This window comes from Thermanaerothrix daxensis (assembly GCF_001306145.1).
In the GTDB taxonomy this organism is placed as follows: Bacteria; Chloroflexota; Anaerolineae; order Anaerolineales; family Anaerolineaceae; genus Thermanaerothrix; species Thermanaerothrix daxensis.
Window position 1 is genome coordinate 206,832 of sequence record NZ_LGKO01000004.1, and the last position, 13,443, is coordinate 220,274.

The 13,443-nt window shown below is 54.1% G+C and carries 12 protein-coding genes; 8 read left to right on the forward strand and 4 right to left on the reverse strand.

Translation table 11 applies throughout. The features are described 5' to 3' along the window. Positions 1 to 3: 3 nt before the first annotated feature. From SE15_RS08050 to eda, 4 genes are read left to right on the forward strand one after another with little or no spacing between them, the layout of a single operon-like run. On the forward strand, positions 4 to 1,299 hold the full coding sequence (locus tag SE15_RS08050; protein WP_054521607.1) for an FAD-dependent oxidoreductase: 1,296 nt from the start codon (positions 4 to 6) through the stop codon (positions 1,297 to 1,299). A gap of 16 nt (positions 1,300 to 1,315) precedes the next feature. Next, a complete protein-coding gene (locus SE15_RS08055) occupies positions 1,316 to 2,452 on the forward strand; it encodes a uroporphyrinogen decarboxylase family protein (protein WP_054521608.1) in 1,137 nt (378 codons plus the stop codon). 18 nt (positions 2,453 to 2,470) lie between these two features. Further along, the gene (locus SE15_RS08060) at positions 2,471 to 3,403 is read left to right on the forward strand and encodes a phosphotriesterase family protein (protein ID WP_054521609.1); all 933 of its coding nucleotides are present in this window, start codon (positions 2,471 to 2,473) and stop codon (positions 3,401 to 3,403) included. 17 nt (positions 3,404 to 3,420) lie between these two features. Continuing rightward, a complete protein-coding gene (gene eda / locus SE15_RS08065) occupies positions 3,421 to 4,077 on the forward strand; it encodes a bifunctional 4-hydroxy-2-oxoglutarate aldolase/2-dehydro-3-deoxy-phosphogluconate aldolase (protein ID WP_054521610.1) in 657 nt (218 codons plus the stop codon). On the opposite strand, the gene SE15_RS08070 is transcribed toward eda, so the two are convergent. Next, on the reverse strand, positions 4,068 to 5,960 hold the full coding sequence (locus SE15_RS08070) for an ASKHA domain-containing protein (protein WP_054521611.1): 1,893 nt from the start codon (positions 5,958 to 5,960) through the stop codon (positions 4,068 to 4,070). The two genes, eda and SE15_RS08070, sit on opposite strands and share 10 nt — an antisense overlap. Positions 5,961 to 6,070: 110 nt before the next feature. Here SE15_RS08070 and SE15_RS08075 point away from each other — a divergent pair, with 110 nt between their 5' ends. The 4 genes from SE15_RS08075 to SE15_RS08090 all read left to right on the forward strand — a co-directional run bounded on the left by SE15_RS08075 (position 6,071) and on the right by SE15_RS08090 (position 9,391). Continuing rightward, the gene (locus SE15_RS08075) at positions 6,071 to 6,715 is read left to right on the forward strand and encodes a corrinoid protein (protein ID WP_054521612.1); all 645 of its coding nucleotides are present in this window, start codon (positions 6,071 to 6,073) and stop codon (positions 6,713 to 6,715) included. A 25-nt stretch (positions 6,716 to 6,740) separates the two neighbouring features. After that, complete coding sequence (locus SE15_RS08080) at positions 6,741 to 7,445, forward strand: response regulator transcription factor (protein ID WP_054521613.1); 705 nt, start codon at positions 6,741 to 6,743, stop codon at positions 7,443 to 7,445. Further along, entirely contained in the window at positions 7,442 to 8,866 is a 1,425-nt protein-coding gene (locus SE15_RS08085; RefSeq protein WP_054521614.1) for a HAMP domain-containing sensor histidine kinase, read from the forward strand. The genes SE15_RS08080 and SE15_RS08085 overlap by 4 nt, the downstream gene beginning before the upstream one ends. Positions 8,867 to 9,001: 135 nt before the next feature. Beyond that, a complete protein-coding gene (locus SE15_RS08090; protein WP_054521615.1) occupies positions 9,002 to 9,391 on the forward strand; it encodes a zinc ribbon domain-containing protein in 390 nt (129 codons plus the stop codon). A 46-nt stretch (positions 9,392 to 9,437) separates the two neighbouring features. Here SE15_RS08090 and SE15_RS14920 read toward each other — a convergent pair whose 3' ends face one another. The 3 genes from SE15_RS14920 to SE15_RS08100 all read right to left on the reverse strand — a co-directional run bounded on the left by SE15_RS14920 (position 9,438) and on the right by SE15_RS08100 (position 13,304). Beyond that, on the reverse strand, positions 9,438 to 9,902 hold the full coding sequence (locus SE15_RS14920) for a YkgJ family cysteine cluster protein (RefSeq protein ID WP_083461809.1): 465 nt from the start codon (positions 9,900 to 9,902) through the stop codon (positions 9,438 to 9,440). 80 nt (positions 9,903 to 9,982) lie between these two features. Beyond that, a complete protein-coding gene (locus SE15_RS08095; RefSeq protein ID WP_054521616.1) occupies positions 9,983 to 11,062 on the reverse strand; it encodes a response regulator in 1,080 nt (359 codons plus the stop codon). Then, the gene (locus SE15_RS08100) at positions 11,052 to 13,304 is read right to left on the reverse strand and encodes a GAF domain-containing protein (RefSeq protein ID WP_054521617.1); all 2,253 of its coding nucleotides are present in this window, start codon (positions 13,302 to 13,304) and stop codon (positions 11,052 to 11,054) included. The genes SE15_RS08095 and SE15_RS08100 overlap by 11 nt, the downstream gene beginning before the upstream one ends. Positions 13,305 to 13,443 lie beyond the last annotated feature (139 nt).

The following is a 13,443-nucleotide window of genomic DNA, read 5'->3' on the forward strand; positions in this document are numbered from 1 at the left end:
TTTATGGACATCTGGCAACGCAAACCCTATAAGGAGATCGAGGTCGAGGTCCTTGTGGTGGGCGGGGGGGCGGCGGGAGCAACCGCCGCCATTGCAGCGGCCCGCGAAGGTGCGGCGACTCTGCTGGTCGAGCGATACGGCTTCCTGGGAGGGATCAGCACCCAGGTCCTGGATACATTCTACGGGTTTTACACCCCCGGATCTCACCCTCGTAAAGTAGTCGGAGGAATCCCAGATGAAATTGTTGAAGCCCTTGCTCAACACGACTCTATGCTCATCCGCCCAAATACTTATGGGGCGGGGAATGGCATCACCTACAATCCTGAAATTCTGAAAGTTGTATGGGAGACTTTGGCCATTCGCGCGGGGGTAAAGATCCTTTTCCACACGCTGGCCGTGGAGGTTTCGGTTAATCGTGAGCGGATCGAAACCGTCACAGCAGCCACCAAAAGCGGTTTCCTTCGCATCCGCCCACGTGTGGTTGTGGATGCCTCTGGCGACGCCGATATTGCAGCCCTGGCAGGCGTACCTTATGAGAGTGCAAGTCACGGACCAGTGCAGGCGCTAACCACGACATTTCGGCTGCTCAATGTGGACCTTCAGCGCGCCACCCAGGTGACCAGAAAGGAATTACACGAACGAATGGCACAGGCTATTGCTGAAGGTGCCTACGATCTGCCCCGTAAGGAGGGCAGCGTACACATCTCTCCCTTGCCCGGCGTAATGGCAACCAACATGACTCGCGTTGTAGAGGTGGATCCAACTGACATTGAACAACTCAGCCAGGCGGAAATAGAGGGACGTCGGCAAGCCCTGGAATATTTTCGTTTCCTGCGCGAACGTGTTCCGGGTTATGAACGTGCCTGTTTGGCAGGGCTCAGCGTGCAAATTGGGGTGCGTGAGAGCCGACGCATTTGGGGGCGCTATCGCCTGACCCGAGAGGATGTTCTGAATGGTCGCAAGTTCGAGGACGCCATTGCCCAATGTGGTGCACCGATTGAGGAACACCATGCTGGAAAGGATACCCGCTGGGAGTATCTGCCCGAGGGCGAAACCTACCACATCCCATATCGCTGTCTGCTCCCCGCCAATTGCGAAGGGCTAATCGTTGCAGGACGCTGTTTATCTGCCGATCACGATGCACATGCTTCGGTACGCAGCATGGGACAATGTATGGCAATGGGCCAGGCAGCTGGCGTTGCGGCCGCCTGGGCAGCGCAGCACAAAACCACCCCTGCAGAGATCCCAATTTCCCGACTGCAGGAACGCTTGCGTCAGATTGGTGCCATTCTAGATTAATTTTTTGGAGAAGACGATGCCCGCTACAATGAAGCCACGAGAACGTCTGTTAGCCGCCTTGCACCACACCGAACCAGACCGAGTCCCCACGGCCCTATGGGGAAGCGCTTATGGCATCACCGATGGGTTGTACTTTAAGCTAGTCGAATATCTTAATCTCAGACAACCGCTCCCGCCTTTCCGCCGCCGCCTCGGGCACACCGTAAATCATTATGATGACCGTATCCTTGAGGCTTTGGAAATCGACATACGCCACGTGTGGTGTGGATTTCCCGACTTAGGCGGACCTCAAAAAGGGGGTGGTGCCGATGCCTGGGGGGTCACTTACACCCAAAGTGGGCCTTACCTCACCGCCACCTCTCACCCGCTGGCCTCTGCCACGGTGGAGGATCTAGAAACCTACCCCTGGCCTAAGGTGGATGCCTACCTGCGTCTGGATGAACTGAAAGAACGTGCGCGTTATCTGCGTGAGCACACCGCCTACGCTGTGGTCGGACGGGCTCCAGATTCCTACGGAATCTTCGAACGCTGCTGCACACTACGTGGGACAGAGCAATTCTTGATGGATCTCGTTGACAACCCCTCATTTGCCGAAGTGTTGATCGCTCAGGTCTCTCAAGTCCTGGACACCCTTTTTGTCCGTTACCTTGAAACTGCTGGGCCCTGGCTGGATGTGCTGGAACTGCCCGGCGATGATTACGCGGGTGAACATCCAATCATTTCCCCACGCATGTTCGACCGCTTCTTCGCCCCAGCCTGGCGACGGCTGATCAGCACTATCCGAAGCCTGGCCCCGCACATCAAACTGCTCTTCCATTCTGATGGAAATATGGCTCCTTTCCTGGGGCGATTGGTTGACCTCGGCATAGATATTTTCCACAGTGTTGAACCATTGCCCGGCGTTGATTGGGCCTCATTGAAGGCTCGTTATCAGGGTCAACTTTGCTTCTGGGGCGGGATAGACATCAAGCAAGCCCTGCAAGGCCCCCCCGAGCAAGTCATCGAGGAGGTAAAAAATCGAATTCGTCTCTTAGGCGCAGGCGGAGGATACGTGTTAGCCCCCAGTAATCATTTACAGCCCGACATTCCTCCCCAGAACGTGGTGATCCTGTTCAAGGCAGCCCAGGATTACGGTCGCTATCCACTCATCTGAGAAAGGTAGGTGAAAGCCATGGCGTTTATTCGCACCGTCCGCGGTGACCTGAATCCGAGCGATTTAGGGGTCACATACATGCACGAACACCTGTATTTCCTGCCCCCCGAACCATTTGCCTCTCAAGACCCTGACCTGCGTCTGGATGATCTGGGGGCCGCCATTCGTGAAGTCACCTGGTTCAAAAAAGCCGGGGGAAGCGCTATTGTGGAGATGACCACCCCTGAACTCGGCCGTAACCCCGATGTGCTGCGCCGTATATCCGAAGCCAGCGGCGTGCATATCATTGCCACAACGGGTTTCAACAAGGCCAAGTTTAGTGCTTCATGGGTAGCAGAACGTACCCCGGAAACCCTGGCAGAAGAAATGATCCGGGATCTGACTCACGGGATCAATCACTCCGGAGTACGTGCGGGGGTTATCAAAGCATCCAGCAGCCTTAATGAAATCACCCCTTCTGAGGTCACCGTTTTCAAAGCCGCGGCGCTGGCTCATCAGGCCACCGGGGCACCCATTTCCACGCATACCGAGGCCGGGACAATGGCCTTGGAACAGATCCAGTTATTAACCAGCGCGGGGGTTTCACCCCAACGCATTTTAATTGGACATTTGGACCGTCATCTGGATCCGGATTACCTGCTCACGGTTGCCCGCACAGGGGTTTACTTGGGCTTTGATCAAATCAGCAAAGAAAAATACGCCCCTGATAGCCGGCGGATTGAGATGATCAAACAACTGGTTGCCGAGGGCCATGCTGATCAAATCATGCTTTCCGGGGATCTGGCCCGCAAAAGTTACTGGCCGAGTTTCGGCTTTGGAAACGGACCGGGACTGACCTACATTCTATGGCGCTTTGTGTCCCGTTTGATTGAAGAGGGTCTTCCGCCAGTTACCGTACAACGTTTCTTGATAGATAATCCTGCCCGCTTCCTGGCCTGGGTTGAAAAGTAAATAAAAAGGAGAATGGAATGGATCGCCTAATGGTCTATCGCGCCATCCTGGAAAAGCGCATTATTCCCCTTTTCTTCAACCCTCATCCCCAGACCGCCATCGAGGTTACCAGAGCCTGCTTGCGGGCAGGTGCCACAGTAATTGAATTTACCCACCGGGGAAAAAACGCTTTAGAAGTTTTTGCAGCACTGCGCCGAGAATTTGAGGGCGCCGAAGCCGTGATCGGGGCTGGCACAATTTTAGACGCCTCTACAGCAGCTCTCTACCTGACTCGGGGAGCCGACTTTATTGTCAGTCCGGTTTTTGATCCCTCCATCGCCACCCTTTGCCATCGCCACGGAGTGGCCTATATTCCTGGTGCTGCCACACCTACCGAGATTGTGCACGCCCTCTCCGCAGGTGTGGAGATCATTAAACTCTTCCCCGCCGATTCCCTGGGTGGCCCGGCTTACGTCCGCAGCCTGCGCGGCCCGATGCCCTGGCTCAAGCTTCTCCCTACTGGGGGAATCCCCCTCGAAGAGAGAGCGATTCGCGCCTGGTTCGAGGCTGGCGTTGTGGCAATTGGCATGGGTGGCCAGCTTTTGCGCCCAGAATGGATGACCGCACAAGCCTTTGACCAGATTGAACAGGCAGTTGCCCAAGTCCTGACCTGGATCCACTCGCCTCAGGCGTAGCTGAGCATCTTTCGCGCCTCGGTTTGCTCGGGGAAACGCAGGGCATTGATAAAATGGTTTTGAAAACCCGCATCCTGAGGGATGAGTAAGTACTCCATTCGCTCTACCAAGTCCACGGCATGACAACGCAGGGTGCGATTAAGCAGTGCCATGCAAGCCCCTGCTCCTGCTACATTTCCCACCCCGCGAATGCGATCTAGCCTAATAGAAGGAAGCAATCCCAAAGCCATCACATGACGTGGACTGAGCACAGTACCGAAAACCCCTCCCAAAAGGATCGCAGAGAGATCCTCGCCCCTTATCCCCACCCGTTCGAATAAGAGGGTCAGGCTCGAAGCCAGAGCCCCCTTTGCCAACTGCACAGCCCGCACGTCGCTTTGGGTGAGCACCAAAGGGGATCCCGTACTGCTTGCTTCCGCAGGAACAATTTCTAACGCCAACTGATGGGTAGAGTTTCGGATAATGCATGCCGCACCCTGTCCCTCATGGATGCGTCCGTCGGGGGTTATCAACCCTGCCGCCAGGGCTTCGGCAACGATTTCGATCACTGCCGATCCACACAATCCCTTTGCTTTCAGATTGGGTTTATCCATTGCACGATCCTGACCAATCAGAGAAAAAACGAAGCGTCCCCGTAAAGGATCGAAACTAACACGTTCCACGGCTCCTGCCTCTGCCCGCATTCCATGCGTGATCTGAGCCCCCTCAAAGACTGGCCCCATCGGGACGGAGGTGCAGATCAACCGGTCACCATGCTTCAAGATAATCTCGCCGTTCGTCCCCATATCAACCAGCAAAGCATTTCCCTCAATATTTTCGATGCCACTTCCCAGAACTGCGGCTACTGCGTCGGCCCCTACATAACCTGCTTTTAGAGGTAAAACATGCAGCCGCGCTGCAGGAGCCAGAGACAATCCAATTTGGTGGGCTGGAATATCCAGAGCATGCCGAAGCACAGGTTCAAAAGGCAGACTTCCCAATCCTGATGGATCAAGACCTAAGGCCAGATGATGCATCACGCTGTTTCCCACCAAAACGGCTTCCACAATGTCTTCTACCGAAATGCCCACCCGGCATGCCAATTTGGCAATCATTCCATTGAGCACCTTGACTAATGTTTGCTGCAGATCTCTCAAGCCTTCTGGATGGGTCTGGACAAACCCAATGCGCGAAATAATATCCGCCCCATAGGCCACCTGGGGGTTCAATTCTGAACCTGAGGTCAAAATGCGACCCTCAATCAGGTCACACAGATACACCGCCAATGTGGTTGTTCCCACATCTATGGCAACGCCATAACCGTGTACGTGAAATCCTGGCTGTACATGAATCACGTTGTGATCATCACACAGGGTGAGAGTCACCTCTGTGATTCCATCTTGCCAGAGAGAGAAAAGCCTCTTGCCGGCTGAGGGCACCCATTCGAGGTGTCCCTTCCCCACTGCGTTCTTCACAAATTCCAACAGGTCTGTCAAACCCATTTCAGCGAAGGACATGCGCCCAGGCAGAGTAACATGGAGGAGTTGTATTGTGGGCTCGGTCAGGAATTCTGTGCTAAAGAGTGTTTTCTCCTTTACCCAGCGGCGACGTTGGGACGTTTCGGGGACTCGAACCCAAACTTTTCCATGCACCCGGGCATGACAGGCTAAGCGCCAGCCCTCCAGATAACCCCGTCGCTCCAAAAGCACTTTCTCCTCTGAAGAGACCGGGGAAAGGGCATTGGGATCAGCCATTTCCACCGCCACAACGCACTTCCCACACCAGCCCTTGCCTGCACAGGGTGCCAGGAGATCCAATCCTTCCCGCTGAAGCACCTCAAGCAATGTCTCTCCAGGCTGGGCTCCAATTGAGCGATTTTCTGGAAGTAGCACTACCTCTGGCATCTAAATTAGGGAGGGCCTCCATTTATTGGGGGTTTTTCTGATTATAGACCCAGCTGTGTCTCTCCTGGTTATAATTATTGTCAACACATAATTTTCCGTGAGAGGAAAACATGCCCCCAGACACCCTCACCGCAATTTTTCAAGCCGTTGTAGATGGAAACACCCGTGGAGTGGTTGAAGGCATTGATCGCGCTCTCGATCATGGAATTGACGCCGAGGTAATTCTGAATCAGGCGCTCATTGGAGCAATGGGTGAGGTAGGGCGTTTATTTGAGGAAGGCGAGTACTTTGTCCCCGAGATGCTGGTAGCGGCACGCGCCATGCAGGCCGGCCTCAGCCGCTTACGCCCGCTGTTGGTCGCACAAGGCGTTCAACCTCTAGGAAAAATCGTCCTGGGCACGGTCAAAGGCGATTTACATGATATCGGCAAGAATCTGGTCGGAATGATGCTGGAGGGAGCCGGATTTCAGGTCATTGACCTGGGCACCGACGTGGCCCCTGAGAAATTCATTGCTGCTCTGGAAGAACACAAGCCCGACATTTTGGGGATGTCGGCTCTCTTGACCACAACAATGTCGAACATGAAACTCACCCTGGATGCCCTGAAACAGACGAATTGGCGCGATCGCGTTCGGGTGATTGTGGGGGGTGCGCCGGTCACCGAAGCCTTTGCACAACAGATTGGTGCCGATGGCTACGCACCGGATGCCAGCCGCGCCGTTACCCTGGTAAAGCGCTTACTCCAGATCGCCTAGGCCCGCCTTCTATGGGGAGCAACCAGTGCCGCGCACACTTCTTCTCGTTGATGATGATGCTCTTCTACGCCGCTCATTGGGATTCAACCTGGAGCGCGCTGGCTACAAGGTACAGGCCATGGCCACGGCCGAAGATGCACTGGCCTGGCTGAAAACTAACCAGCCCGATCTGGTACTGCTGGACATCACCCTTCCCGAGATGGATGGCCTGGAAGCGCTTCGCATCCTCCGGCGTGAATGGCCTACTCTCCCTGTTATCCTCCTTACAGCGCGACGCCGCGAGTTAGACGAAATCCTGGGTCTAGAATTAGGGGCTGATGATTACGTAACCAAACCCTTTGACACAGATGTTTTACTCGCTCACATCAAAGCCGTCCTCCGTCGTTCCGAGATTGCTGGGCAGCCAGTCTCGCGATCACCGATCACACTATATGATCTTTCCCTTGATCCTCAGACTCGACAAGCCACCCTCAAGGGGACACCCCTTTCTTTATCGCCGCGAGAATTCGATTTACTCTACTTACTGGTCAGCCGTGCTCCCCAGGTCATCAAAACCGAGGACTTGCTTAATCAGATTTGGGGGCCCGAATTCGAAGTTCAGCCCCAGGTTGTGTACGTTCATATTCGGTGGCTGCGTGAAAAGATAGAAGCCGATCCCGAGCACCCTCAACGCATCTTAACCGTGCGCGGGGTTGGCTACCGGTATGAGCCTCAGGGTGGTTCTCCATGAACCGTCTGCGCTATCGCCTTTTATTACTGGGAATCCTCCCGTTGTTACTCATCGTGCCCGCGGTCATTCTTGCCAGTGGTACGCTGGTCCGTTCTCAGGTCATCCTTAACAGCCTTTTGGGCGACTATTCCCGACAGGCTCTTCTCGTCTCAGAACTCCTGGCGAATCGCCCCGAAATCTGGCAAAACCGCCGCCTGGCCCAGGATTTCCTCGTGCGCATTTCTGATATTATTCCCACACGCCTTGAACTCTTTGATAGCCAGGGCTACCTGGTGGCCTCTTCAGATCCGGGAGACGCCTTGCTCATCGGAACGCGCTTTGAATTTCCAAGCCAGGACACAATGGTTAGCGCAGGTAATGTGGTCCTGGCCCAAGTGGGAAATGATGAAGGCCTTCTTACCCCTATTTTGGATAGTTCGAGCAACCTCCGGGGCTTCGTCTTTCTCAGCACCCCTTTTGCAGAAATTGCCCACCGGACGGCGGCACTTCGCTGGATTCTCCTCGCAACAGGTAGTGGGGGTTTGGCTTTAGGCATCCTCTTGGCCTTGAAGCTGACCCGAGATCTTGAACGGCCTCTCCAACGGCTGAGCCGCACCGCTTATGAACTTACCCTTGGCACCGCACCTCCCCAGGCTCTCCCTGAAGAAGGCCCTTTGGAATTGCAATTACTTGCCCATACCTTCAATGCCTTTCTTGAACGATTGCGAACGCTGGAAGAGACCCGCAGACGGCTCCTGGCAAACCTGGTTCACGAACTGGGAACTCCCTTGGGCGCGCTCCTTTCGGCAGTGCAAGCCTTGCTCGCCGGAGCGTCAGAAGAAGCCGAGTTACGCAATGAACTTCTTCATGGCATGGAACAGGAACTCCGACGCCTGAAACGACTGACCGATGAGCTCGCCCATCTACATGAGCAAGCCTTTGGAGCCTTTGAACTTCGCTATCAGACCATTAACACCTCTGAATGGCTGGGGACTTTCCTGGCTACATGGGCTCATGCCGCTCAGGAAAAGCGACAGCAATGGATTGTGGAGCTATCTCCAACCCTTGCCAACCTTGAGGCGGATCCCGATCGCCTCGCCCAGGCGCTGGGCAACCTGATTAACAATGCCATCCGTTATACTCCGGTAGGAGGAACCATCCGGGTCCGCGCTTTTACCAGTGAAAGGGAATTTCATTTCTCCGTATGTGATAGTGGCCCTGGAATTTCTCAGGAAGAACTGACCCGCATTTTTGAGCCATTTGAGCGAGGCAGTGCTGCCCGGCGCTTCCCCCAAGGAATGGGGCTGGGATTGACCATAGCTCGTGATCTGATTTACGCCCATCAAGGGCGCATTGATGTCGAAAGCGCCCCCGGGCGCGGATGTTGTTTCAACGTCACCCTGCCTTTGAATAGGCCAACAACCACGGAGACGAAATCCTGAGCCCGTGTTTGTTCTCCTCGCCTTCACACCATCTTCATAGGGCTTTTATCAAAACTTCATAATGGTACATTAAACTTTCTCACACCATTGAAGGAAAATCCTACTTTCCTCACTATATCTTTCAAGGAGGTGTGAATGAATAAAAAATCGGGTTGGACGGTAGCCCTGATTGTGATCGGAAGTCTTTTAGGGGTAATCCTTCTTATCGGCCTGGTGCTTCTCCTCATAAACCGCTGGGAATTTGGTCTCTACCGAATGCCGATGCGACCCTGGGGATTGCACCGTTGGGTTTATCCACCATTCATGGGATGGTTCGGTCCGCTGGTGATGATCCTCACACCCATCTTACTGATCACCTTTTTGGTTCTGGGTCTGATCTGGTTGATACGAGGCACTTCGTCGGCAAGTTCCACCCCCATCCCGGCCCAGTTGCAATGCCCCCAGTGCAAGCGTTCGGTCCGTGAGGATTGGCTGGTCTGTCCCTACTGCGGTACCCGATTAAAAGAGCCCTCTCAGACCCTTTGATCCACTCGCCCCCCAATCGGCAGGCCGAATTCCTGCCGATTGCTTTTTATCTTTTTGAATTAGCACCTTGTCTGAAATAAGCCCGGCTTTGGGAGCCCTTCCTTGATGAAGATGGTCTCTGACCAGGTTGTTGAGCAGGCGCCGTTTCAACCTTAAGGGGCGGCAATCCCCAAGCCGCACGAGCCCGATTACACCGCTCCAGGGCTTCAGGTGTCACTACTGCCCGATGATTCCTCCATTGAATTCCAAACTCCCGGCATGGAGAAGGACGACGTTCATAGATACGGCAACGCACTGCATGCCCTACTTCACCCTCCAACGCGACACAGCGCGGGGGTATGCGATCCGTACCTCGCATGACATGGGAATACGGCGGCTCGGGGATCGTCAACTCACCAGGAACGTACCCGCCTGGCGCCTGATCAGTCTCACCCCAATAAAATGAAACGCGGAAATAAGCACAGCAAGCTCCGCAGGTTCGGCAAGGATTGGCGGCATGGCCTGGCTGCATACCACACCCCTTACCAATAAAAGCAAGTTAAGACATTAATAAATCAATATTCCAATTTTCGATCTTTGCCAAGAGGTGAATTATGGTTGAGTCTTTTCACGATACTTCATGACCAGGGCTACCGCACTGGCTCGACTATGGACCCCTAACTTGGTAAAGATAGATTTCAGATGCCGTTTTACCGTGTTTAATGAAATCACCAGTTTCTGTGCGATCTGGACATTTGAATAACCCTCTACCAGAAGATCCAAAATTTGGCGTTCCCGGTCAGTCAGTTCCCCTAAAGGTGATTCAGCACTACATCGGGATTGGATCTCTTCCAAAGCACTCAATAACGCTGCCCGCTCAAATGTTTGCTTTTCCAGAAATACGAAGAGACGTTCTTCTCGATAGAGACGTTCAACCAGTCGGGGCGATGAAAGACCGCTGACCACAATGGTCGGGATGCCCCGTGCATGGGTGTGATCTAGCAGGCGAATCCCACCCATCTCCTCGCCCTCCCCCCATGCCCCTCCCCCCTTTTCCTCTACCAACGAAAGATCCACCACGGCAACGTCAAAATGGAAACGGCGCAAACGGCTAAGCGCCTCGCCCAAGCCGGCGCAGACTTGTACACGAAATCCCGCTTCGCTGATTAGATCGCTTAGCAAGGCTCGCCAACCCGCATCATCATCTACGACCAGGGCACTAGGCTTTTTCTCTGCTTTTTCATCGGTCAACTGCTGAGGAACGGCACGGGCTTCACTTGAGGGTACCCCAATCGGCGCGCTGGCTAGAATCTCTTGCACCAGACCACGGAAGTGGGCACGCGTAAAAGTCTCTTTACGCAAGCAGGTCAGTGCCCCATACTCGCGTAATGCCGCAACGGCAATCTCCACCGTGGCATAGCCAGTCAGTAGAATAGAAGGGCAGGAAGGTGCCTGACGGCGGATAGCCGCCAATACTTCCAACCCTTTACGATTTGGTTGATAGGCTTCGCCCAAAGACAAATCCACTACTGCCAGACGGTAAGCATGAAGACGCATCAGTTCCTGGGCTTCCATCAAAGTTTCGGCAAAATCCGCCTCTACCCGTTCATCGGCCAGGGCCTCCGCAATGATGGATCGCCAAGCCGGATCATCTTCTACAATCAACGCACGTCCCAATTGTTCACGCGCCACCGTTAATCTCCTCACCTACAGGAGCGGCTGGCAACCGCAGGTAGAAACTGGTTCCACGTGAAGGGTGGCTTTTCACTTTGACGGACCCACCCAGCCGCGTCATCAGCGTTTTTACCCACCACAGACCAAACCCGATATGGCTAGGCTTGCGGTTGGAAAAGTGCAGTTCAAAAATGCGATCTTGAACATCGGGGGGGATACCGGGACCGTTATCGCTAATCTTGACCTCAACCCACTCACCCTCAGCACGCCCAACAATCTCAATCTTCCCTTGCCCTTCTAAAACTTCACAGGCATTTTCGATCAGATTCTGAAACACCAGGCGCAAATTGGGCTCACTGGCAATCACCCAGGGCAACTGTTCAAGATTAACCAGGGTAACCTCGATGCCCTTTGGAATGGAAACAGCCCGCAAGGCACCCTTCACACACGCCAGAATAGAAACCGGGCTGGGCTGAATCGGGTGCAATAGGATCAGGCTCTCTCGCAAAGCATTCAAGGCATTGCGTGTGGTTTCTTTGATTTCCTCCAGATTACGGGCAAGATAGGCATCCTTCTCAAGAGTTATTCGGCTTTTTTCCTGAAGGGCCTCTATCTTGACAGGAATTACCCCGATTTTGTTATTCATTTGGTGCAGCAGATTAGCCGCCACATCCCCTAGCGCCGCAAACGTCTCGCTCAGCATCTGCCGCTCGTGAGCCGCTCGGATTTCGGCCTGTCGTTCAGCACTTTCCACTGCCAGAACGGCGTAACGAGCCAAAATGGTAAGGACTTTTTTATCCCAATCCGACTCGATAAAATGCCCCGGATCTTGTTGGGTGCTGTAGACCGCAAAAGCCCCAATGGCCTTGGCAGTCTCTCGCTGTCCTACCAATGGCACAATTAGCGCGCGCTGCCAGCCATGCTGGCGAGCCAGTTCTGGGCGGAAGAACCAGGCTTCCTCAGGCAGGTTAGCAGAAATTACCACTTCCCGATGCAACACAGCGCGTCCAATCAAGGAATTATTTAGGGGCAGATTTTCGGCATGCTCATGCCCTTCCAGCGCAGCCACCAAGTGTAAATTTTCTCCCTCCAACAGCCAAATCGCCGCTGTTGCCGCATTGAGAAGATGGCAGGCTTTTGCCACCAAATGGTGCAACACCGTCTGGCACGGTTCTATCAGCAACTTCTCAGTTAATTCCTGCAAAGCATCTAGGAGTTTGACCTCCTGAATGGCAATAACGGCCTGATTAGCCAATGCCTGCACCAGATGGCTGTCTTCCTCAGAAAACGTCCCAGGAATTGGGCTTTCAAGATTTAGTACCCCCTCCACCCGACCACTGGCGCTGATCAGCGGTACCGCCAATTCAGAGCGAATCTCAAGTCCGGGATCCAAGGGGGAGTACATTCCTGCCCAGGGCTCCTCGCGAACATCCGGGATGCACAAAGGCTGACGATGCAAGGCAACCCACCCGGTGACGCTTCCCGCATCAATAGGCAATCTCTCGGCTTTCTGGGTTTGAATGGATTTACCAATTACTACGCTTGGTAGCAGATAGTTACCGCTGATGTCCACCAACCGAAAACTTCCGTACTCGGCGTTAGTCACCTCCAACGCCATTTTTAGAATGGTCTCCAGGGTATCTTCAAGGCGAGGTCGAGAGGAAATTAACATTCCCGCCCGCCGCAAGCGCACCAATTCTTCGTCCCGACGCCAGATCGCCTCCCGCGCCCGCTCAACCTGGCGCGCATGGTAAATCGCCATGGCTGCCTGATTGGCAAAGTTCTCCAGTGCAAAAACCTCTATGGAGGTAAATGGACGGGATTCATACAAGTAAACATAGAGCACACCTACCACTCGGCGAGCCACAATGAGCGGGAATGCCGCCGCCGTCCTGGCGCCCTCGTAACGCCGCTGAGCAGGAAGGTCCAGGTCAGGCTCTTCTTCTAGTAGTACTCGACGCTGACGACTGACCGCCCTCCAACCCAAGCCCTGAGGACGTGGGGCATCCCGGCCGGGATCATTAATTATTAGCCGTTCCCCAGCAGCAACTCGCGATTCAAGGAGAAACGCCTCACGTGTTGGGTCATATAAGAACAAAACCGCACAACTGCCCGGGATAATACATACCACACTGTTAACTACCAGGTTTAACAATCCCTCCAGGGTGATCGAGTCACTCAACCCCAGGTGATTTACCAGGGTAGAGGATTGGTTCAGGGTATTGAGAATGCGGTTGAGTTCGCTCTCAGAAGATATCATAAAGGAGATTCCAACAACCTGTATACACAAATCTGGGTAATTAGGGGAATATTATATACAGGATTGAAGAGACGTAAAGAGCAACGGAGTGCCCTTTTCAGGACACCCCGCGCTACAGAAAACCAACACCCCAGGAGAA

What these genes read in the sequence shown, in the direction of transcription:
- eda (WP_054521610.1), top strand. Translation starts at nt 3,421, where the DNA reads ATGGATCGCCTAATGGTCTATCGCGCCATCCTGGAAAAGCGCATTATT.
- SE15_RS08055 (WP_054521608.1), top strand. Translation starts at nt 1,316, where the DNA reads ATGCCCGCTACAATGAAGCCACGAGAACGTCTGTTAGCCGCCTTGCAC.
- SE15_RS08060 (WP_054521609.1), top strand. Translation starts at nt 2,471, where the DNA reads ATGGCGTTTATTCGCACCGTCCGCGGTGACCTGAATCCGAGCGATTTA.
- SE15_RS08100 (WP_054521617.1), bottom strand. Translation starts at nt 13,304, where the DNA reads ATGATATCTTCTGAGAGCGAACTCAACCGCATTCTCAATACCCTGAAC.
- SE15_RS08050 (WP_054521607.1), top strand. Translation starts at nt 4, where the DNA reads ATGGACATCTGGCAACGCAAACCCTATAAGGAGATCGAGGTCGAGGTC.
- SE15_RS08085 (WP_054521614.1), top strand. Translation starts at nt 7,442, where the DNA reads ATGAACCGTCTGCGCTATCGCCTTTTATTACTGGGAATCCTCCCGTTG.
- SE15_RS08075 (WP_054521612.1), top strand. Translation starts at nt 6,071, where the DNA reads ATGCCCCCAGACACCCTCACCGCAATTTTTCAAGCCGTTGTAGATGGA.
- SE15_RS08070 (WP_054521611.1), bottom strand. Translation starts at nt 5,960, where the DNA reads ATGCCAGAGGTAGTGCTACTTCCAGAAAATCGCTCAATTGGAGCCCAG.
- SE15_RS08090 (WP_054521615.1), top strand. Translation starts at nt 9,002, where the DNA reads ATGAATAAAAAATCGGGTTGGACGGTAGCCCTGATTGTGATCGGAAGT.
- SE15_RS14920 (WP_083461809.1), bottom strand. Translation starts at nt 9,902, where the DNA reads ATGCAGCCAGGCCATGCCGCCAATCCTTGCCGAACCTGCGGAGCTTGC.